Raw genomic sequence first — 21,716 nt, 5'->3', positions numbered from 1 at the left:
ATTGCAAGATTATAATTTTCAAGTATATAGTTTTTTAAATTTAATCTCACCGTCGATTTGTAAAATTTATGCGATTCCATTTTTTACTCCTCTTTCCAATATTTTATTGTTCTAATTTAAAAGGTCAAACGGCACACACCGATACTATAACGAAACCGTTAACCCTCAGTGCATATGGCGAATTCTACTACAGTTATGATTTTTCAATGCCTTTTAATAATGAAAAATCAAACTTCGTTTATAATCATAAAAGACACAACGAAATCACAGCCAATCTCATCTTTGTAAAGGCAAATTATCAAAAACAAAACTACAGAGCTAATTTAGGTGCTATGGTAGGAACCTATGCACAATATAATTTAGCCTCTGAGCCCGCATGGGCAAAGTTTATCTATGAAGCGAATGCAGGTATTAAGTTATTAAAAAGTAAAAATATATGGTTTGATATTGGGATTATGCCATCTCATCTAGGATTTGAAAGTGTAGTCAGTGGAGATTGTTGGACCTTGACTAGAAGTCTTTTGGCAGAGGGATCACCATATTATGAGGCTGGTGCTAAACTCTCCTATACCAGTAAAAATGAAAAGTTCTATTCTTCTATTCTCGTCTTAAATGGCTGGCAGCGCATACAGCGATTACCCAATAGTTCTCCTATGCCTGCATTAGGTTTCCAGTTTCAGTATAAGCCTAAAGATGGGTGGATTTTAAATTATAGTAATTTCATAGGGAATGCTCAACCAGATAGTTTGAAGGCGCTACGACAATTTCATAATCTATATCTTCAATATGAATCGCAGAAAAAATGGGGGTTTATTTTTGGACTTGATCTAGGAATAGATAAATATAACTTTAATGATTATGCTACATGGTATTCGCCTGTATTTATTCTTCGTTATCGTTGGACTCCAAACTGGACAACTGCGGCTCGAGTAGAATACTATGCTGATAAACAAGGTATCATTTTTCCTACAGGCTCATTAAACGGATTCCAGACTTTTGGGACATCTTTAAATCAAGATTATCATATAAATTCGAATATCAAAATTCGACTAGAATACAAGTTTTTACAGTCTAAAGATGCTATTTTTAATCATCTGAATGAAAGAAATCACTCCATTACTTCGGCTTGTATATTCTCTTTTTAAAAATAAACGAATACAAAATTCAAACTCCTCTTAAATTTGCACAATTTTTGATAATTCAAATAAAAAATAGCAATACTTTTTTATGCAAACTTCCTCAAAAGGTGGACATCATCACCCTCTTTCTTTAACCGGTTTATTAGTTTCTTTAGGAATTATTTATGGTGATATTGGTACATCGCCACTCTACGTAATGAGCGCAATTATTACTAATAAAGTAATCTCAGAAGACCTCGTTTATGGAGGCATATCAGCGGTGTTTTGGACAATTACCTTATTGACGACAGTTAAGTATGTAATATTCACTCTGCAAGCTGATAACAAAGGTGAAGGAGGAATTTTTTCACTTTTCGCGTTGATCAAACGAAAAAGAAAAAGAGGATATCTTATATGGGTAGCTATGATAGGAGGCGCTATGATGCTTGCAGATAGTGTCATTACACCACCTATTTCGGTTTCTTCTGCTATTGAGGGACTTTCTTTTTTCAAGCCTGATATTAATACTGTTCCTATTGTTATTGCTGTTATTTTAGGTATCTTTTTACTCCAGCAATTGGGCACTGCGAAAGTTGGTCGAAGTTTTGGACCTATTATGTTGCTTTGGTTCTCAATGTTAGCAACAATAGGAGTTTATGGTATTCTACAAAATCCTCAAATTTTACAAGCTCTAAATCCTTATTATGCTATCAAAATGATATTTAACTTCTATCAAGATCCAACTACTCTCGCCAGTTCTAGTGGATTTTGGTTGCTTGGAGCAGTATTCCTTTGTTCTACAGGTGCGGAGGCTCTTTTTGCAGATTTAGGGCATGTAGGAAGAGAAAATATACGAATCAGCTGGATTTTCGTTAAGACTTGTCTTATTCTCAATTATTTGGGTCAAGGTGCGTTTTTACTTAATCATGTCGGTGAAACTTTAAATGGTCAAAATCCATTCTTCTACATGATTCCTGGAGCAGTTAAAGTTTTCATGGTCATACTTGCGTGTTTGGCGGCCATCATAGCCTCGCAAGCGGTCATAAGCGGAAGTTATTCTTTAATAAGTGAAGCCATACGCTTAAATATATTTCCAAAAATTGAAGTGAAATACCCGTCAATGTCTGAAGGACAAATCTACATACCTTTTATAAATAATTTTCTACTTGTAGGTTGTATTTTTGTAGTGCTTTATTTTGAGAAAGCAGCCAATATGGAGGCTGCATATGGTTTATCCATAACGGTTACTATGATAATGACTACCATTTTGTTAAGAGAATACTTTATTGTCAAGCGAAAATCAGTGTTATACCTCATTGGTCTTATTGGAATATTTTTATTTATTGAAACCTTATTTTTCTATTCAAACTTACTGAAATTTTTTCATGGCGGATATATCGCAGTATTAATAGCTGGAGTTTTTATTGTGCTAATGTTTAGCCGTTATCGTACCATGCGAATCAAAAAAGCTCTTAGAGAGTTTGTACCTATTAACGCCTACAAAGATCAGCTAATGGCTCTTAGTCATGATACGTCGCAGGAAAAATTTGCTACGAATCTTGTATTTATGACGACTTCTCCAAAGGAGGAAGAAGTAGAGAATAAAGTCTTCTATTCCATACTGCATAAGCAGCCCAAGCGAGCAGATAATTATTGGTTTGTGCATGTACATGTGACCCGTTATCCATTTACCTGTGAATACAAGGTAGAGGAAATCGTAAAAAATGATATTTATCGCATTACTTTTTTTCTAGGTTTTAAGGTTGAAGAAAGAATAAGTCAGTTTCTAAAACAAGCTGTAGAAGATATGGTTAAGAAAGGAGAAATAACCAATATTGATAGACGTTATCATTTAATTGATGATGAAAAACTATCAGGTGATTTTAAATTTCTAATCTTAGAAGAAGAGCTATCTACAGATAATGACCTCGGATTCTGGGATAGACTGGCTATTCAAATCAATCTTTGGTTTAAGTCTTTCACTGCCTCACCTGAAAAGTGGTTCAATATTGATAAAAACCTACTGGTTGTAGAGAAAATACCTTTGGTGATTAAACCAACTATGGACCAGACATTAGTGAGATTAGAACATAAGCCGAATTATTAAACTAAATTCGAAATCAAACCTTCTATCAGAATATGGGTTTATAGAGCTATTGGTATTATTTAGATAGGTTCTGCTGAAAAACTTGCAAATCCACGACCAATAATGTGTTAAAGAAGAATTTTTATAAAATAAATGGAGATACAAAAAGCCCAATATTTTCATAGAAAAACCTTGCGACAAATTGTTTTCTAACCACATAGAAACATAGATTTTATTATAGATTTAGAATTAGACAGTACAATATATATTATAAATAGGACAGCATAGTGCGCTAAAGCGCCTTCACTATAGAGTCTAAACTATGTTTGAGCATTTTAATGTCTATAAAAATTTTCTAACTTTTCTATGTGCTTATGTGGTTATAATTAATCTGAGTTTAAAAACTAACCTTAGATATGTCCCAGTCCTAGCTTGTAGCGAAAAACCTCATCGAGATAATTTCGAATACCTTCATTTTTTATAAAACTAAATACCTCTGCTACAAAGGCATACTGAATAAAGGAAAGGGAAGTTTCTTCAGTTAATCCTCTAGACATGAGATAATATTTAGCATTCTCGTCTATTTGCCCATTCGTAGCACCGTGGCTGCATTTCACATCGTCGGCATAGATTTCTAGCTGAGGACGAGAATTCATTGTCGCATTTTCAGATAGGAGGAGATTGTTATTTTTTTGATATGCATTGGTTTTATTTGCGCCTTTATGTACAAATATTTTACCTGTAAAAATACCATTAGAATCGTCTTTTAATATCCCTTTTATGAGCTGATTGCTCATGCAGTTTTCAGCTTTGTGCTCTACTAGAAAGTTATTATCAATGGTGTCATGGTCTTTGCCATAATACAAACCCCGTATATTGCACTGAATATCTACATCTTGTAGTGCAGATCGCAGATTGTTGCGTATCAGTTTTCCAGAAAGAGAAATCGTATTAAAGTTTAATGTAGAATTTTTCTTTTGAGTGATTTCCTTGGTACTTACGTAGTGCAATCCATGAGAAGTCTCATTTTGAATGGAAGTCATGTCCAGAGTAGAATCTTCGGAAAGTATGATTTCGGTCACGGCATTGATAAAATAATCTCCTTCTGTCAATCCTTGATGATCTTTGATTATCTCAGCTTGTGCGCCTTTATCTAAAATTATAAGATTTCTAGGATTGATAATACAATCGGAGTTGTCTTTGGATATAAAAAACCAAATAATAGGATACTGACATTGCACATTCTTGCGAACATGTATCAATATACCATCCCCAAACATGGAGGTATTAAGCGCTGAGAAATGATCTGTGCCATTTTGAGCGAGTGAGTTGAAATGCTTGGCAAAGCATGGATCTCCACCCGTAATAGCTTCTGATACAGACATAATAGCTACCTTGTCTGGGTCTTCATGGATTTCGGATAAATGTTTTTGAAAACTCCCATTGACTACGACCAACTTATTTGCTTTGATATGATCATAATAGCGAAAGTCACTTTTCTTGATATCACTATGCACTTGGGGGTAAAACAAAGGATTGAGTGAGGCGCGGGTAAATGCGGATACATTGGTATATTTCCATGCCTCATTTCTACGAGTAGGAAATCCTAACTTATAGAAATCATCAAAAGCATCTAGTTTAGCATTATGGATAAAACTATTCTGAAGAGCACCTAGATTTTTTTCTTGTTCTTTGAAAATATCTTTATAACTATATGTACTGGTATTCATAGAGGCAAAAATATAAAAAAAAACTCTGCCATTGAGTTAAGCAGAGTTTTTTATAAATAATTAAAGAATAGTTAGATTATGCTTGAGGAAGAACACTGATATAAGTTCTCTCATTTGCCTTTTTCTTAAATTCTACCACACCCTCTATCATAGCGAATATCGTATGGTCCTTGCCTATTCCAACACCATTTCCAGGGTGAAATTCAGTTCCTCTTTGACGAACAATGATATTACCTGGAGTCACTGCCTGACCACCAAACATTTTGATTCCTAATCTCTTACTGTGTGATTCTCTTCCGTTCTTCGAGCTACCGACACCTTTTTTGTGAGCCATTTCTTTCTAATTTTTAGGGTTTAAAATTAAATACTTTCTATTTGAATCTGGGTATAACCTTGTCTATGACCGTTTTTCACTTTATAGCCCTTTCTTCTCTTCTTTTTGAAAACGATCACTTTATCTGCTCTTTTATGCTTCAATATGGTTGCAGATACAGATGTACCTGTGGTAGGTGTCCCTACAGTTACTTTTCCTCCATTATCGGTTAACAATACACGGTCAAAGGATACTTTATCGCCTTCTTTGCCACCTATTAAATCTACATAAAGAAATTTTCCATTTTCTGCTTTATACTGCTTTCCAGCTATTTCTACGATTGCATACATATCTCTACTGCGTTTTTTTGAGTTTGCAAAGATAATACTTTATTTTTTGTTTACAAGCCTATTTTCAAGATTTCCCCATTTTTGTCTGAAAATTAGGACTTCACGATTTGTGAAAAAGAGTAATCACTTGATTATTAAGATAAAATCTGATCCTACATTTGTTAAAATTCGACGCTCAGAAACTCTTTTTTCTCCTAAAAACCTCACCTACTCCTTTCTCTATCTCATTTATCTCAAGCATACGATCTAGGACTTTGCGAATAGCCTGTTCTGGATATTTTTTAAGTAGTTTCGCCAGTTTATCTATAGGAGTATAGTTATTCAGTTCTAAGTTTAAAAGTAAGATGTCTCTCATACGAAGATAATCTTCTTGTGAAATGAAATTTTTTTCACCAAGGCATACTTCACAAATGCCGCATTTATCAGAGTTTAATTCTCCTAAATAAGTCAATAATTGTTGACTTCTACACGGTTTTTTACTTTGTATATAGTTCAGACAGGCTTGGAGCTGATTCAGTAATATTTCCTTTCTTTTTCTGTATTGTTGTATATCTAAAGGAATATCTTTTGCAGCTAATTTATCGATAAGAAATTCCAGAGTTGGTTTATTGCTAGCTGCTTCATAATGTATGATTTCCTTTTTAGCTAGATTTCGTAAACTGTTCTTGAGCTCTGAGATATTATAGTGATAGGTTTTAGAGAATTTATACAGATTTACCTTCTTTTTATAGTAAATACCTTCAAAACCACGAATCATATTAGTCAATAATTGTCCATAGTCAGGATATTGATCTTTGAAATCTTTTATTTGATTTTCATTGGCTATTATCTGTATTTCATCTGGTTTATAGAAAGCATCTTGAATATATATAAACTCGTTATCTTCTAGAATTTGCAGGCATTTCTGGGTATGTCCGTAATCTAGTTTGTATTTGATAAGAAACTCATCTATCGACCAATTGAATCGCCTGTTTTTCCCTGTTTCATAAGGGATATCGAAGTAATTGAATAATAATAATAAGAGGTTTTTCACCTCGTCTATTGTTGGGTAGTTTTTTATTAATTCTTCCTTTTCATGTATGTCTGCATCTGAAATTAAACTGATGGCATAGCTTTTTTGTCCACCTCTTCCTGCGCGTCCACATTCTTGGAAATATGCTTCCAGACTCGCTGGGAAATGATAATGTATCACATAATTCACTTTTGGATTATCTATTCCCATTCCAAAAGCATTTGTTGTTATCATTATGGAATTCGGATTTTTAAGCCAGGCATCTTGTTTCTCATTCCTTACTTCTGCTGACAATCCTGCATGGTAGTAATCAGCATTTATATGGAATTGATTTCGCAATTGCTTGACTAGTTCTTCTGCTACTATTCGTCTATTGACATAGATCAAGCCGGAACCTGATAGCCTATTTATCCATGCTACTAAATCTTCGACTTTACGTTCCGAAAACTTAATTTGATAACTCAAGTTTGGTTTGAAGTAACTAGAAACGAATATCTTCGGTTGCTTCATTTCTAATTTTTCCTGAATATCCTCCACGACCCTCGGTGTAGCAGTAGCAGTCAAGGCTAGTATAGGAACTTTTGTTAATACTTCATAGGCATTGGTTATCTTTAAATAAGCTGGACGAAAGTCATAACCCCATTGGGAAATACAATGAGCTTCATCTATGACTAATAAATTGATTTTCACTTGCCTCAATCGAGTTCTAAAATCTTGAGTATTTAATCGCTCCGGTGAAATATAGAGAAATTTCAATTTACCAGCATGAAGATAGTCTAATATTTTAGTTTGATTTTCTTTCGATTGAGCTGAATAAAAGGCTGCCGAAGGAATTTTACGTCGATTGAGCTGAGCTACCTGATCTTTCATCAAGGCTATCAGAGGGCTTACGACGACGCATGTACCCTCAGTCATCATAGCAGGTACCTGAAAGCAAATGGATTTACCACCTCCTGTGGTTAATAATCCTAGGGTATCTCGTCCTGATACTACAGATTCAATTATTGGTATTTGGGCTGGTCTAAAATCACTATATCCCCAATATTTTTTTAATATTTCTCTTGCCAACTGCATCACAGGGTAAAGTTAAAAAAAAATCCCCGATAGTTCGGGGATTTAGAGAGGTTTACGTTTCATCTTTCGAAGTAAAGTCTAGCTAAACTTCGTTAGATACACAGCAGTGTAGGGTTATAGTGTTATAATGGTTTTCGAGCCATTATAGTTGAGTTCAGCTTGATTGTCACAACTAGTAATTCCACCATAGCCATAGTCGAGAGTTGCTGTTCTGGAACCTCTAGTATATGTAATGGTACCGTCAATTATGTATTTACAAAGCGTTGGAGGAGTATAACTAACTTTTATAAACAAAGGCTTGCCAATAGACATCGTGTAGGTGTCACCATTGGACGTGGTTCCATTCGCTGTTCCTGTTATAGTGTATTCATCATCGTACCAGTTGAGCGGAGTTGAATATCCAGCTGTCATTATACGAGTTCTAGTACTAGACCATGTTACTTTTTTACCATCGTTTTTTGTAATCGTCAAGTCAGATTGAATGGTCCATTTTGGCATACCACTAGAGTCTCCTTTGTAGGTGATGGATCTAGTTCCTTCTATTTTTTTGCCATTTACAAAATAATTGTCAAAAGTCTGGCTAATGGCAGAACCCACAACCCTGTATCCACCATTAAACTTTATTATAATTTTTCCTTTACGGATTTTACCATTTTTACCTATGATACCATTGATACCAAAATCGATAGTGATCGTACTATCAGTTTTAGAGCGAATGATTTTTACGGTATCTCCCATAATGCCAGATCCACCAGAACCACCTCTGGATTTTAATTCTCCATAGCTATAGGCTTCATCAGAGATTACACTGATATCATCGGCTTCATCTTCTGCCATATGATTGTCCTGTGCCATGGTTTTGTCTTTTTGAATTTCATCGATAGTCTCAGCTGCCTTTTTACAAGAACCCAAAAGGAGTGCGCTCGTTATTAGGATTAAAAATGATTTTTTCATGATAATGATGATTTAATTATTCCTAAGAGACAAAAATAGTGCAAAAGGTTTAATATTTTTTATTAATTATTTCTTTTCCACTTTAGAAAAACAAAAACTTAAAAGCTTGTCTTCTCTAGTGTCGACTTCAAATGGTTGATAACATCTATTTCCATAGACTCAAAACCTCTTTTCTCCGCTAGATATATCGATAAAATATCCGTAAAGAAAATATGGTAGAACGATTGCTCTATAATATTTCTACCTTTTGATTGGATATGATGAATATTAGGAGTATACTTCCTTATAGCTTCTTCATTGATTTCTCTGCGCTGCACATTGCGTTTAAAATCTAGATTGTTATCGATAAATAAAACAGCTAGATTATGATTCTCATCTCTCCAGCCTACCATTTCATTGTGATTCATCTCTGGAATCACATGATGCCAGCAAAGCATTTTAGCGTTTTCATTGATCTGCTGTCTATACCGAACGACGACTCCTTCAAATCGTTCATCACCATAGATGATTGGCATTTTATCGAAAATTTTATCACATAGCTTGGCAGATAATTTTTGAATGAAAGCCTCTTCTTTTTTGAGGAAGTCAGGAATCTTGGTCAATTGCTTGAATAATTTTCCTGGAATAAATTTATGAAATGTCAATACCTGCATCAATTGCACTATAGAATAACCCAAACACGTTCTAGGCGGCATGCCACCTGGTACTTGTATATAGTCTAGTTGATTCGTTTTGCAAAAATCTATCATCTTTCCTCCGCTAGAGATACATACTATTTTGGCACCGAGTTTATGCGCTTGTTCTAAGACATGAATAGTTTCTTCTGTATTGCCGCTATATGAGCTACAGATAACCATGGTGTTCTTTTTGACAAAGTTAGGTAAGAAATAACCCTTATTGATGGTTATAGGAAATTTACAGCTATCAAAAATCCAATTGGAAACTAAGGTTGCACCTATACCTGAGCCTCCTAGCCCAGATATCACAATGTTTTTAATCCCTTTCACCGGCGTCAATTTTGATTGGGCGGCTATATTGAGTGCTTCACTGATTTGATTCGGAAGATTCTCCGTCAATTCTCGCATTTTTTCGTTCATCTCTTTTTATATTTGCTTCGTTAAAAGATAGCAAAACTAAACTATTTCGCTAAAAACTATGGCTGAACATAATGATTTAGGAAAATTTGGCGAGCAAATTGCATGTGAATATCTAGTCCGAAAAGGATTTAATATCGTTCGGAAAAATTATAGAAGTGGAAAAAGAGAGATAGACCTGGTCACCACAAACCCAGTGGGAAAGTACGTTTTCTTTGAGGTCAAGACCAGAAAGGGCGGAGGAGAACCCGAACAAGCAGTTCATAGAAAGAAAATCAAACTTCTACTTGAAACCATAGATCAGTACAAATTTGAAAACAAAATAGAAGATGAAACTTTCCTCGATATCCTAGCTATTCTTATCTATGACAATAAAGCACCTGAAATAGAACATTTTGAAGATGTGTGGTTGTATTGAGATTTTATAAAAACTGAGATTTAGTTTATTTTTTTGGTAATTTTGAAATTGTGAATAAAGAAATCAAACAATACAACGATAAGCAAGTCGAATCGGATAAAGAGATATGCGATTTGCTGGTGAAAATAATTGATTATGAATTATCAGATGCCGAATCCAAGTTATGGCATGGGCATCCTGTCTGGTTTTTAAATGGAAATCCTATCGTGGGTTACAGTAAACAGAAAAAGGGAATTCGGCTGATGTTTTGGAGTGGCTTGGACTTTAATGAAGAAAAGCTAAATATGAAAGGAGGGAAATTTAAAGATGCTTCCATTTTTTACAATGATGCGACCGACATAATCCCTGACGACCTCAAACGCTGGCTCCAGAAGTCTAGAGAAATACAGTGGGATTATAAGAATATTGTCAAACGCAAGGGAGTACTAGAACGATTAAACTAAATCAATTATATATGACCAATAACAAGATAACCATCAAAGCAAGGATTGCCGCTGACAAACAAAAAGTTTGGGACTATTATACAAAACCCGAGCATATCACGAAATGGAACTTTGCAGCCGATACATGGCACTGTCCTTCCGCTTCCAATGAAATGCAAGTAGGAGGTAAATACATAGCGCGTATGGAAGCCAAAGATGGTAGTTTTGGTTTTGACTTTGAAGCCATATATAACGAAATTATAACTGGTGAAAGCTATACTTATACGATGCCAGATAATCGAGTGGTTAACGTTTTAATCAAGGAAGATGGCAATCAAACCGAAGTCGCTATAATCTTCGATCCTGAAAATGAAAATCCTGTAGAACTTCAACAGCAAGGCTGGCAAGCGATTTTGGATAATTTTAAGAGGTATGTGGAGAATAATTAATGGATAATTTTTCTCTTCGAAAGCGAAGCAAAGTTAGAACTTGTAACCTAAAAGCTGCTCACCCAAGTGAAAGAAAACGAAATAGAATATTGTTTGAAAAACTTAAAATTGAGTAAATAGTATTGTTCTTTATCAATTTCCCTTAAATTGCTGGGCATTAGCAAGATGTTGAATTTAATGTGATTAGTAATTAGTTGTTCTGAGATCCATTTTTATGAAAATCAAATGCTAAAAAAAGAACTTTTCAAAAGATTGTTTTATATTTTAGTTTGCATCGTTCCATTATATATTTTGGCAGATGATAAATCAAGTCGAAGATTTATAGCATTGGGATTTTTTCTTATTATAATTTATCAACTTATAACATTAGTGCAACTTTCGCCATTAATTATAGATGCCTTCTTTCCTCCAAAGACTTATTTTGAAAAAAAACCTACTAAATTCAATAAAATTATATATCCATTTTCTTCATTTTTTTGCTTTGTAAGTGTATTCCTATCAATTTTTGAAATTCGAAATATTGAAAATACATTTTTAGGAACTAGGTTCTTTTGGATATCAGGAATTTTAGGCATAGTATTGGCCATTATTATTACTTTATTAATTTTAAAACTATCACCTTCAACTTATCATGAAAGTAAAAGAAGATATACTGTTAACTTTGGATTATTCCTAGGTTTATTTCTTCTAACACCAACTATTTCAAGCTTTATAAATCATTTTTTTTCGAAGAATGAAATTCAATGTAGAAATTTTAGAATCGAAAAAAAGAGTTCAGGTATCCGGACTTATTCTATATATGTGAACACAAGTTCAAAAAAGGATGAGTGTTTCAAAATCAAAAAACCTCTATTTGAATCTATATCAGAAGGAGATACTATAGAAATTTGTTCGAAATTAGGTTTCCTTGGATATGAATATGCTCAAGAGTTTAACAAGACTGCGCAGTATTAAATTAACAAGTATAATTTTGGTATTTTTTCAAAACAACTCCTTCTGCCCGCTTCCCTCTATAATCAACAATTTTTTCTTAGCAGGTAATCCTCCTGCATAGCCCGTGAGCGCGCCATCGGAGCCTATGACGCGGTGGCAGGGAATGAGGATCGATATGCAATTGGCACCATTGGCGGTGGCGGCGGCACGTATAGTTTTTTCATCGCCTAGGTTTTTGGAGAGTTGGAGATAGCTGATGGTTTTTCCATAGGGTATGCGCTGAAGTTCTTGCCACACCCGCTGCTGAAACTTAGTGCCTATGAGTTCTAGGGGTATATCGAATTCGGTTCGCTTTTTTTCGAAGTAGTCATTGAGTTGGTGGATGGTTTCGTTGATGATTTCATTGGATTCTTCTCTTAGTTCAGTTTTGTAATAGTCTAGAATTCGTTTATCTATGCTAGCCCGCATGTTTCGATACTTCCAGTCGCAGAGACAGAGTTTATCTTCGGTAGCCATGAGTATGAGTTCACCTAGTGGGGATTTCCATTCGGTTCGGTAAAGCATGGTTTAATTATGAATGTTGAATTTTTAAGTAGTTGTGTACTTTACGTTTAAACTAATAATAATTTTTTTAACACAAAGTTTACAAAGAACACGCAGAGAACACTATGTTTTTTGATAATTTTGTATTCATTGTGTAAGACTTTGTGTGTCTTTGTGCTATATCTTAGTGTTTCTTTGTGTTCCAACTCCCGTCAAACAAATTTCTCGAAAAGACAAAGCCGAAAAGTCATAATTCTAACATCTCAATTCTCAAATCTAAAACACTCCCAACCACTTCTCCTTCTTCACCATTTCATACTCTATTTTCAGCAGTCGAATATCTTTGACCAATTTGAGCATATCTTTCCCACTAGTACCATCGTAATAACCACGAATATGCAGATGCGGGTCTATCAAGCAGATGAGTTGACTATGGACAAAGTCTTCTCCGTGGGTGCTGTCTTTGGGTGTAGCAGCGAAGTAGGAGGTTCTGGCCAAGTCATAAATAGTCGCCGCCTCTCCTGTGACGAAATGCCATTTGTTTTTTATCGCTCGGTGTTTTTGTGCATAAGTTTTAAGTGTCGCTACATTATCCGTTTCTGGGTCTACGGTATGTGATAACATGAGAATATTCGTATCCGCAGCAAAGCTATCTTGTATAGCAGCCAAATTCATATTCATAATGGGACAAATGCCTTCGCAGGTGGAGAAGAAAAAATCGGTTACCCAAATTTTGTTCTCAAAGTTTTTTCTCGTGATGAGTTGTGAATCCTGGTCATAAAAGGAAAAATCTCGCACGATATATTGCATCGCCGTCGTCGTATCTTTGGCATAATAGCCTAATCCACTGGATAAGGGTTGCGCACCTTCTATGATTTTAACACCTATCCACCATGCAGCGATCAAGACAAGGATATTGAGTGCGTAGGCGATTCGAATGAAGTTTTTACTCATAAATTAGTTAAAAGTGAAAAGTATAAAGTTGAAAGTTACTTCGTGTCAAAATTAGATTAAACTTATGGGTTTACCAAGCAATTAGGAAACTTTAAACTTTTACCTTGCTACTTTAGACTTCTGACTACAACTTGAATTTTTTAAAATTAACTCTAGAAATGCTAACGGCACTGACTACCAATAAGAAGATTACACCAAAAGCCCCAAATGCCATTGCAATTAAAAGCAAAATAAAAAAAGCGATAAAGATTAATACTGTAAGGAAAAAATATTTAACATTGGTTCTAAATTCATCGACAATAGATTCATCTCTGCGCACTCTGCGTTTTCGCTGATAGTAATAATGGGCTTTCTCTTTATAGGCTTGCTCCGCTTGTCGTCGCTGCTCATATACTCCTCCTGGATTGTGATGTCTTTTTTGGTTCGCTTGTTGATATACTCTTCCATTTTCTTTGAAGTTGGTTAGAATTTCGAACGCTTGCTGAACTAAAAGAAACTTTTTCTCATCCCCACCATTTCTATCAGGGTGGGCTATGAGCACTTTTTTTCGGTATTGCGTTTTGAGTTGGTCTAGGTCGAAGTTCTCTGATAAACCTAATACCGTCCTAGCCTGCGCTATAGTCATCGATCTATGAGTTTTTGTTTTTCTGCGAGAAACTCATTCCAGATTTCATCCACGATGTCAGCAGCTGACTTCAATTCGGAGAAATTCGCACTGACCTGACCTATTTCTAATTCCCCTTCGATGAGGTCACCTTCAAACATTCCTTTCTTTGCTCGTCCACGTCCTAATAAGACCTCTAGCTCTTCTTTACTCGCACAGCTCGCTTCGGCAGACACTACTTTTTGAGCGAAATCATTATTTAATAATCGCACAGGAGTTAAAGCTTTCAGACTTAGTCGAGTATCACCTTCTTGTGCAGTCAATACTTTTTCTTTGAAAAGGCTGTGCGCACTGGATTCTATACTTCCCACAAATCTACTACCTATCTGCACAGCATCTGCTCCGAGAGCAAAAGCGGCGAGCATACTCTTGCCGCAACCTATGCCACCTGCTGCAATTAGTGGAATTTGAATCGTGGCTTTTACCTTAGGAATTAAACACATGGTCGTGGTCTCTTCACGTCCGTTGTGTCCGCCTGCTTCGAAGCCTTCTGCTACGATAGCATCTACTCCTGCATCTTGACTTTTAAGTGCAAATTTACTTGAACTCACTACATGAACAACCCTGATACCTTCTTTCTTCAACGTTTCCGTCCATGTTTTTGGATTTCCTGCTGATGTGAATACTATAGGTACTTTCAATTCGATGCAAGATAGTATATGTTGATCTATATCTGGATAAAGTAGAGGTAGATTGACCGCAAAAGGTTTATCTGTAGCGGATTGGCATTTCTGAATATGCTCTCTCAATATATCAGGATACATAGACCCTGCACCGATAATTCCGAGTCCTCCGCTATTCGAAACAACCGAAGCCAATTCCCAACCGCTGCACCATATCATTCCTGCTTGAATGATAGGTTTTTCTATATTAAAAAGTTCACAAATTCTATTCCTTGACTTCATATCTTTGCAAAATTAATCAATCAAAATTTCTCCTTACTAAATAGTTTACCGTGCATATTACCCATCCTGATATTCAATCTTATATTTCAAACTTGACCGCTCACCTTTGTCCAGAATTAGAGGAATTGGAGAAAGAGACCTACGCGTCTATCCCCATGCCCAATATGCTCTCAGGTAAGGAACAAGGAATGTTTTTGCATCAATTTGTTTCGGCCTTGAATCCTAAATTAGTGGTCGAACTCGGAACATATACAGGTTATAGTGCGATTTGCATGGCTTTGGCTATGTCCAAAGATTCTAAGCTTATAACACTTGATGTTAATGAAGAAATTTCTCATTTACCTAAGAAATATTTTCAAAAACTCCATTTAGAAAATCTTATTGAATATCGACTGGAAGAAGCCTTGCCTTTTTGTGAAACCTTAGGCGATAATTCCGTTGATCTCGCTTTTATCGATGCTGACAAAGCAAACTACCCTAATTATTTTCATTGTTTAAAAAATAAGATCAGACCAGGTGGATTTATCCTCGTGGACAATATTCTATGGAGTGGACAAGTGCTTGATGAAAAACCTGATAATAGAACCAATGCTATTTTGCAAACAACGAACGCTATGTTTACTGAATCTGGTTGGAAATGTAGCATTTTACCCTTGAGAGATGGGGTTTTGATAGGGAAGAAGGGTAGTTTTTGTTAAAGAGTTAATACTCGCTTTGATGAACTTAGTTGTGACTATCAAAGAGTATATTTTTGCTTTGATGCAGGATATTCTTGCTTTGTAAGAGTTAATAATAGCTTTAATAAAGTTCGTTGGCGCTCCGTCAGACTATATTTTCGCTTTGATGTGAATAATTGTTGGATTGTGAGAGTTAATACACGCTTTGATGAACTTAGTTATCACTATCAAAGAGTATATTTTTGCTTTGATGCAGGATATTCTTGCTTTGTAAGAGTTAATAATAGCTTTAATGAAGTTCGTTGGCGCTCCGTCAGACTATATTTTCGCTTTGATGTGAATAGTTCTTGGATTATGAGAGTTAATACTCGTCTTGATGAACTTAGTTGTCGCTCCATTAAAATATAATCGATTTACAACTCCTATCTTTTTCCACATTTCTCCTTGGTTCTTAAAATTTCTAAAACCCCAATGCGTTATTGCCTTAAATTTGTATCAATACTTTAATTTTCTTCCATTATGCGTCCTTGTTTAAGATTGTTACTTGCAGTTTTACTGCTTCTAGAATTTTCTTGTAAAAATAAAAATATGGAGTTGCCGCCTAGTAGCTTCAGTCGCTATATTTCAGGCTTTACCTATGGTGTAGTATCTGTGCGTTCACCTTTTGAAATTGAGCTCCAAGACAACTATATGGGTGGAGAGAAAATAGGTGATGAGATCAAGACTCCTTTGTTTGATATTTCACCAAGTATAGAAGGTCGCACTATTTTGAAAGCTCCGAATAAGATTGTATTTATCCCTAATAAACCTCTAATAGAAGATCAATCCTATACCATAGAGTTTGCCTTGGATAAGGCTATAAGAGAAGTGGATGATGAACATGAATTATTTAAATATACCTTGAAAACGATAGCGCCTTCGACAAGCTTTGTTGATAAAGGTATTGAGATAGTTTCTGAATCAGCTCAATCTAAAGTATTCGATTATCAAGGAGCCATAAAAACAGCAGATTTTGTGGAAGCAAAAGATGTGGAATCTAATGTTAAGTTTGATACGGAAAATCAAGTGACGTGGACGCACTCTGCGGATGGTACGATACATGACTTTGTCATTAAAAAAATTACAGCTACAGACAAGGTTCAAAAAATAGATTTGGATATTGATTTAAAAAATGTAACGAATGCCGAGGAAGATCTAGTTATTGAAATCCCCACCAAATCAGATTTTGTCGTGACTTCTATGTCTGTCGATCAGGATAAGAATAATCAGATCACGGTAGTGTTTTCAGAATCTCTTTCCCCTACTGAGAATGAAGAAATGTGCAGTATTGAAGGTAAGTTTGATAATACCATGGAAATTACAGGAAATAGAATGATTATTTCTCCTTCAAATCAAAATATCTTCGGTGATGTAGAGCTAAAGATACTCGCCGGTACCAAAAGCAAACATGGTAAGAAATTGGCGAAAGATTATGTGAAGGAGGCTAGCTTTGGTTCATTGCTCCCAAGTGCTCAGCTGATAGGAGACGGAAATATTATAGTAGATAATAATGGGGCTTCCGTTCCTATCAAAACGGTAGGATTAAATCAAATCAAAGTAGAAGTTCATAAAATTTTCCAATCCAATGTGTTGTATTTTCTACAAAATGGAAGTTTGAGTGAAACATACAATATGAAGCGATTTGGACGAAAGGTTTATTCACAGGTGATTAAACTTAATGGAAAAACGGGATTTAAAGCCAACAGAGCTTACAATTATAATTTGGATTTATCTGAATTGGCCAAATTGGAGAAAGGAGCTATTTATCAAGTGAGATTATCTTTTGATCGCTCGATGACTGCTAACTATGCCGATGACAAAACTACAGCGAATTCTAACTTATTCAAATTTTCTATGGCTCAGAATCGATTCGATGACGAAGAAAGCGAATTAGAAAATGATTATGACTACGAGTATTACTATCCCGATGATTATGACTATGAAAAAAGAGATGATCCGGCAGATGATTCTTATTATAATTATGAACGTTTTTCTAAGAAAAATTTTCTCATTTCAAATATTGGACTGATAGCAAAAAAAGGCACAGATAATAAAGTTTACGCTACTTGTGTCGATCTATTAACTGCCAAACCTCTTTCAGGGGCTAAGGTAGAGGTCTTTAGTTATCAATTTCAAAATATAGGTCACGCCTCCACAGATGGCGATGGATTTGCTACTATATCAGCGACTGAGAAGCCTTATTTTGTTGTGGCTAGTGACAATGGTCAAAAATCGTATATCAAACTAGAGAATTATTCTGCCCAGTCTATCGATGTATTCGATGTAGAAGGAAATAGTACGCAGAAAGGAATGAAATGTTTTGTCTATGGTGAGCGTGGAGTCTGGCGTCCTGGAGATAAAGTGTATTTGACTATGATTTTATCTAATGGTTATAATGAATTACCAAAAGACCTTCCTTGTCAAATGGAACTCCTAAATCCTTCTGGACAGGTTATGGATAGAATGGTCGTAGAGAAAAATTTGAATGGCTTCTATAGTTTTGTGACCAAGACAACAGCTGATGCTCCTACAGGAAACTGGACTGCTCGCTTTAAATGTGGAGGGCTGAAATATGATAAGACGGTAAAAGTAGAAACAGTTAAGCCCAATAGACTGCGCATAGTAGCAGAAAACACTTCAGATTTTATAAAAAATGGAGATAAGGTAAAGTATCAAACTTCATGGTTAAATGGTGCTAGTTCAGCAGGTTTGAAAGCATCTGTTGATATGAATTTTTACAATACTCCTGCTGTGTTCAATGGCTTTAGTACTTTTACATTTAATGATAAGACAAAAGAATTTAAACCATTTGAACAATCCGTTTATTCTGGAAACACAGCGTCTGACGGTTCCTTCGAATTCAATTTTAATTTAGAAGCAGATGCCTCTGCTATCCCTGGTATGTTAAATGCCGTATCTACGACGAAAGTGTTTGAAAATGGAGGCGAATTTTCCATACAATATGATACGAAAAAATTCTCTTACTATCAGTCCTATGCTGGACACAAAATTGGTGGAAATAGTAGTTATTACTTAGATTGTGAGAAGCATTATAATATAGATATCGCGAATGTCAATGGGGAAGGTAAATTGCTTTCCTCCAATAAAGTTAAGGTAGGAGTTTACCGAGTTGAATACAACTGGTGGTATAATAGCTATAATTCTAATCGTTACTTTGATCAAGAAAAAGTAAAATCCATACTATTTGAAAAAGAAGTGGATATTATCAATGGTAAGGCACAGATACCTGTATTTATGAAGCGAAATCAATGGGGAAATTACTTAATAAAAGTGACAGATTTAGCTTCTAATCATTCGAGTGCGAGCTTTGTATATTTTGAATCTCCATATTATGAGAATACTAGCGAAGAATCATCCCAAGTCATTCAAATGTCGAAAGACAAAGAAAAATACCAAGTAGGAGAGACCGCAAAAATATCTATGGTCAGCTATTTCAAAGGACGAGCCTTATTGAGTATTGAAAATGGAAATGAAGTCGTCAAAGCGGAATGGTTTGATTTAGTGCAGGGGAAAAATGAAATCAGTTTTAAGGTAGAAGCAAATATGTCTCCAAATGTGTATGCCTATGTGAGTGCTATTCAGCCGCAACCAAATACAAAAAACAACCTGCCCATTCGCACCTATGGTATTATACCTATTTATGTCGATAATTCTAAATCTGTTCTAAATCCTGAAATAACAGTACCTGCGAAGATAGAACCTGAGACTAAATTGAATATCAAAGTGAGTGAGGCTAATGATAATAATATGACTTATACATTAGCTATAGTAGATGAAGGATTACTTGGAATCAGTGGTTACAAAACTCCTGATCCATGGAAGTTTTTCTATAGCAAAGAAGCATTAGGCGTCTTGACATGGGATATATTTGATGACGTTATGGGAGTATTTACAGGTGTTTTCAGGGATGTGTTCTCTATCGGTGGTGGAGAAGATGAATTGAGTCAAATGAATAAAGCGAAAAGCAATCGCTATGAGTCGGTGGTGAAATATCTTGGACCCTTCGAACTTAAAGGTGGTAGCAACTCGCATACCATCGATGTGCCAAATTATGTCGGAAATCTAAAAGTGATGGTTGTCGCTGCTGGTAAAGATTATAAGTTTGGTTCGGTGACCAAGGATGTTCAAGTAGCGAAGCCTCTTATGGTTTTAGGTACATTACCACGCGTCTTGTCCTTAGGTGAGGAGATAGAGCTTCCTGTTAATGTCTTTATTACGGATAAGTCGATAAAGAATGTAAGCGTCCAAGTAGTCACGGATGAAAGGGTTGGTCTGGTAGGCAGTAAGAGTCAAGTGTTGACTTTCTCTAATTTTCAAGATCAAATTGTAAACTTTAAGCTCAAGACGGGTTTTAAACAAGGTGTGACAAAGGTCAAAATAATTGCTAAATCCGGTAGATATGTTTCAAATTATGAAATGGAAGTACCTTTGCGGATAGCTAATCCGCCATCTATGGATGTGCAGCAAATCGTTTTAAATCCGCATGAAACAAAAACGATAGCGGTTCAGCCTTTAGGCGTCCCTGGCACAAATAAAATTTACATTGAATCCTCATCGATTCCAGAATTGAATATTAAATCTAAAGTAGATGAGTTGATAGCCTATCCACACGGCTGTTTGGAACAAACGACCTCTGCGCTTTTCCCTCAACTTTACCTAGCAGATTTGACGACGCTCACTTCGGAAGATAAAGAGATGATAGCTTCTAATTTAAAGGATGGTTTTGAAAAGTATAAGTCCTTCCAATCAAGCAGTGGTGGACTTTCCTATTGGCCAAATAGTGGATTTTATGATGATTATGCCACAAGCTATGCCACCCATTTTATGGCGGAGGCTAAGAATAAAGGCTATGATCTCAATAGCAGCCTACTGAATTCATCGTTAGAATCGTTGAATGGCTATGCTTCGAGTTTCAATCCTATCGCAGGGCAGTCCTATCAGCATTCGTATCAAGCATATCGCCTGATGGTATTAGCCCTGGGAGGTAAAGCTAATCTAGGTGCGATGAATCGATTAAAAGAAGTACAGATAGATAATGGGTCTAAAGCCAAATTAGCATTAGCTTATTTTTATGCAGGTAAAACGGATGTTGCAAAATCATTATTGGCCTCAATTCCTGTAGAGATAGTCCCTTATATTGATGACCGATATACCTATGGCTCCCATCATGTAGATCAAGCTTATTTGTTGGAATTGTTTTTAAAGCTAGGGGATAAGGCAAATGCATATACCTTATTTAGAAAAAATATATCGGCACTCAATTCCCGCAGTTATTTAGGTACACAGGCTACAGCTATGCTACTCAAATCTATTTCTAGCTATTTGGCGAAATATAAAGTAGAACCGATTGATATCAGTGCGAATTACAATGGAAAAGCATATAGCCTGAAAGGCAATAAACCAGCCTACTCGCAAGCCGTGGATCCTGTAACTGGAAACTTGACATTGACGAATAACTCGAATGCGATTACGGTTGTCAATATCGTTCGCAAAGGAATTGAAATGCAAGTGAAACCTTTGTCTAATAATTTCTTATCTCTCAATGTAGAGTATGTCGATAAGTCTGGCAACAAAATTTCAGCAGATAAAATTGCTCGTCAGACAGATTTTAAACAAATTATTAAGGTGACGAATCGGTCAGGGACAACTCTTAGCAATATGGCATTGACGAATTATGTGCCTGCAGGTTGGGAGATTATCAATAAGCGTATAGCTGGCGCTGACGTCAATTCGGGTATGGATTATCAAGATATACGAGATGATGCGGTCATGAGTTATTTCTCGTTAGGAGCAAACGAAACAAAGACAATTGTTCAAGATTTCAATGCAAGTTATGAAGGAAATTATCAAGTGCCAGCCATTATTCTCGAATCTATGTATAATCCAGCCTATCGAACTGTGATTGGATCTTATAGGACGGTTGTGTATAGATAGATTTTGAATTATGAATAGTTGATTTA

The 21,716-nt window shown here is 35.6% G+C and carries 18 protein-coding genes; 8 read left to right on the top strand and 10 right to left on the bottom strand.

Translation table 11 applies throughout. The features are described from left to right. The first annotated feature begins 68 nt into the window (after nt 1-68). Both JNL75_12345 and JNL75_12340 read left to right on the top strand, forming a co-directional pair. Complete coding sequence (locus JNL75_12345; GenBank protein ID MBL7790610.1) at nt 69-1,145, top strand: porin; 1,077 nt, start codon at nt 69-71, stop codon at nt 1,143-1,145. An 82-nt stretch (nt 1,146-1,227) separates the two neighbouring features. Then, nucleotides 1,228-3,225: a KUP/HAK/KT family potassium transporter gene (locus tag JNL75_12340; protein ID MBL7790609.1), complete on the top strand. Its 1,998-nt coding sequence runs from the start codon at nt 1,228-1,230 to the stop codon at nt 3,223-3,225. Nucleotides 3,226-3,614: 389 nt separating this feature from the next. Here the strand turns inward: JNL75_12340 and sufD are convergent, their stop codons facing one another. The 6 genes from sufD to JNL75_12310 all read right to left on the bottom strand — a co-directional run bounded on the left by sufD (nt 3,615) and on the right by JNL75_12310 (nt 9,734). Then, on the bottom strand, nt 3,615-4,934 hold the full coding sequence (sufD, locus tag JNL75_12335) for a Fe-S cluster assembly protein SufD (GenBank protein ID MBL7790608.1): 1,320 nt from the start codon (nt 4,932-4,934) through the stop codon (nt 3,615-3,617). 76 nt (nt 4,935-5,010) lie between these two features. Then, on the bottom strand, nt 5,011-5,268 hold the full coding sequence (gene rpmA, locus JNL75_12330; GenBank protein MBL7790607.1) for a 50S ribosomal protein L27: 258 nt from the start codon (nt 5,266-5,268) through the stop codon (nt 5,011-5,013). A gap of 26 nt (nt 5,269-5,294) precedes the next feature. Then, complete coding sequence (gene rplU / locus JNL75_12325; protein ID MBL7790606.1) at nt 5,295-5,597, bottom strand: 50S ribosomal protein L21; 303 nt, start codon at nt 5,595-5,597, stop codon at nt 5,295-5,297. Nucleotides 5,598-5,772: 175 nt separating this feature from the next. After that, nucleotides 5,773-7,686 (bottom strand): RecQ family ATP-dependent DNA helicase, encoded by a 1,914-nt coding sequence (locus JNL75_12320; protein MBL7790605.1) that lies wholly within the window; start codon nt 7,684-7,686, stop codon nt 5,773-5,775. Between the two features lie 111 nt (nt 7,687-7,797). Then, entirely contained in the window at nt 7,798-8,637 is an 840-nt protein-coding gene (locus JNL75_12315; GenBank protein ID MBL7790604.1) for a hypothetical protein, read from the bottom strand. Nucleotides 8,638-8,735: 98 nt separating this feature from the next. Next, nucleotides 8,736-9,734: a bifunctional phosphoglucose/phosphomannose isomerase gene (locus JNL75_12310; GenBank protein ID MBL7790603.1), complete on the bottom strand. Its 999-nt coding sequence runs from the start codon at nt 9,732-9,734 to the stop codon at nt 8,736-8,738. A 58-nt stretch (nt 9,735-9,792) separates the two neighbouring features. On the opposite strand from JNL75_12310, the gene JNL75_12305 reads away from it, so the two are divergent. The 4 genes from JNL75_12305 (at nt 9,793) to JNL75_12290 (ending at nt 11,974) form a co-directional block, all read left to right on the top strand. Beyond that, nucleotides 9,793-10,149 carry a YraN family protein gene (locus tag JNL75_12305; GenBank protein MBL7790602.1) on the top strand — a complete coding sequence of 119 codons (357 nt, stop codon included), beginning with the start codon at nt 9,793-9,795 and terminating at the stop codon, nt 10,147-10,149. Between the two features lie 50 nt (nt 10,150-10,199). Next, a complete protein-coding gene (locus JNL75_12300) occupies nt 10,200-10,592 on the top strand; it encodes a DUF1801 domain-containing protein (protein MBL7790601.1) in 393 nt (130 codons plus the stop codon). A gap of 11 nt (nt 10,593-10,603) precedes the next feature. After that, nucleotides 10,604-11,020: an SRPBCC family protein gene (locus JNL75_12295; GenBank protein ID MBL7790600.1), complete on the top strand. Its 417-nt coding sequence runs from the start codon at nt 10,604-10,606 to the stop codon at nt 11,018-11,020. 225 nt (nt 11,021-11,245) lie between these two features. Continuing rightward, entirely contained in the window at nt 11,246-11,974 is a 729-nt protein-coding gene (locus tag JNL75_12290; protein MBL7790599.1) for a hypothetical protein, read from the top strand. A gap of 27 nt (nt 11,975-12,001) precedes the next feature. Here the strand turns inward: JNL75_12290 and JNL75_12285 are convergent, their stop codons facing one another. The 4 genes from JNL75_12285 to JNL75_12270 form a co-directional block, all read right to left on the bottom strand. After that, complete coding sequence (locus JNL75_12285) at nt 12,002-12,517, bottom strand: methylated-DNA--[protein]-cysteine S-methyltransferase (GenBank protein ID MBL7790598.1); 516 nt, start codon at nt 12,515-12,517, stop codon at nt 12,002-12,004. A gap of 255 nt (nt 12,518-12,772) precedes the next feature. Continuing rightward, entirely contained in the window at nt 12,773-13,450 is a 678-nt protein-coding gene (locus tag JNL75_12280; protein MBL7790597.1) for an SCO family protein, read from the bottom strand. A gap of 124 nt (nt 13,451-13,574) precedes the next feature. Further along, the gene (locus tag JNL75_12275) at nt 13,575-14,075 is read right to left on the bottom strand and encodes a DnaJ domain-containing protein (protein ID MBL7790596.1); all 501 of its coding nucleotides are present in this window, start codon (nt 14,073-14,075) and stop codon (nt 13,575-13,577) included. Further along, nucleotides 14,072-15,019, bottom strand: a complete 948-nt coding sequence (locus tag JNL75_12270; protein ID MBL7790595.1) for a nitronate monooxygenase — start codon at nt 15,017-15,019, stop codon at nt 14,072-14,074. The genes JNL75_12275 and JNL75_12270 overlap by 4 nt, the downstream gene beginning before the upstream one ends. 50 nt (nt 15,020-15,069) lie before the next feature. Here JNL75_12270 and JNL75_12265 point away from each other — a divergent pair, with 50 nt between their 5' ends. Together JNL75_12265 and JNL75_12260 are read left to right on the top strand one after the other, a co-directional pair. Next, nucleotides 15,070-15,717, top strand: coding sequence for an O-methyltransferase (locus JNL75_12265; protein MBL7790594.1), 648 nt, complete (start codon nt 15,070-15,072; stop codon nt 15,715-15,717). A 498-nt stretch (nt 15,718-16,215) separates the two neighbouring features. Beyond that, nucleotides 16,216-21,690, top strand: coding sequence for a hypothetical protein (locus JNL75_12260; protein ID MBL7790593.1), 5,475 nt, complete (start codon nt 16,216-16,218; stop codon nt 21,688-21,690). The last annotated feature ends 26 nt before the right edge of the window (nt 21,691-21,716 follow it).

The sequence above is a fragment of the Chitinophagales bacterium genome (assembly GCA_016787225.1).
In the GTDB taxonomy this organism is placed as follows: Bacteria; Bacteroidota; Bacteroidia; order Chitinophagales; family JADJOU01; genus CHPMRC01.
This window is presented reverse-complemented; position numbering and strand designations above follow the sequence as displayed.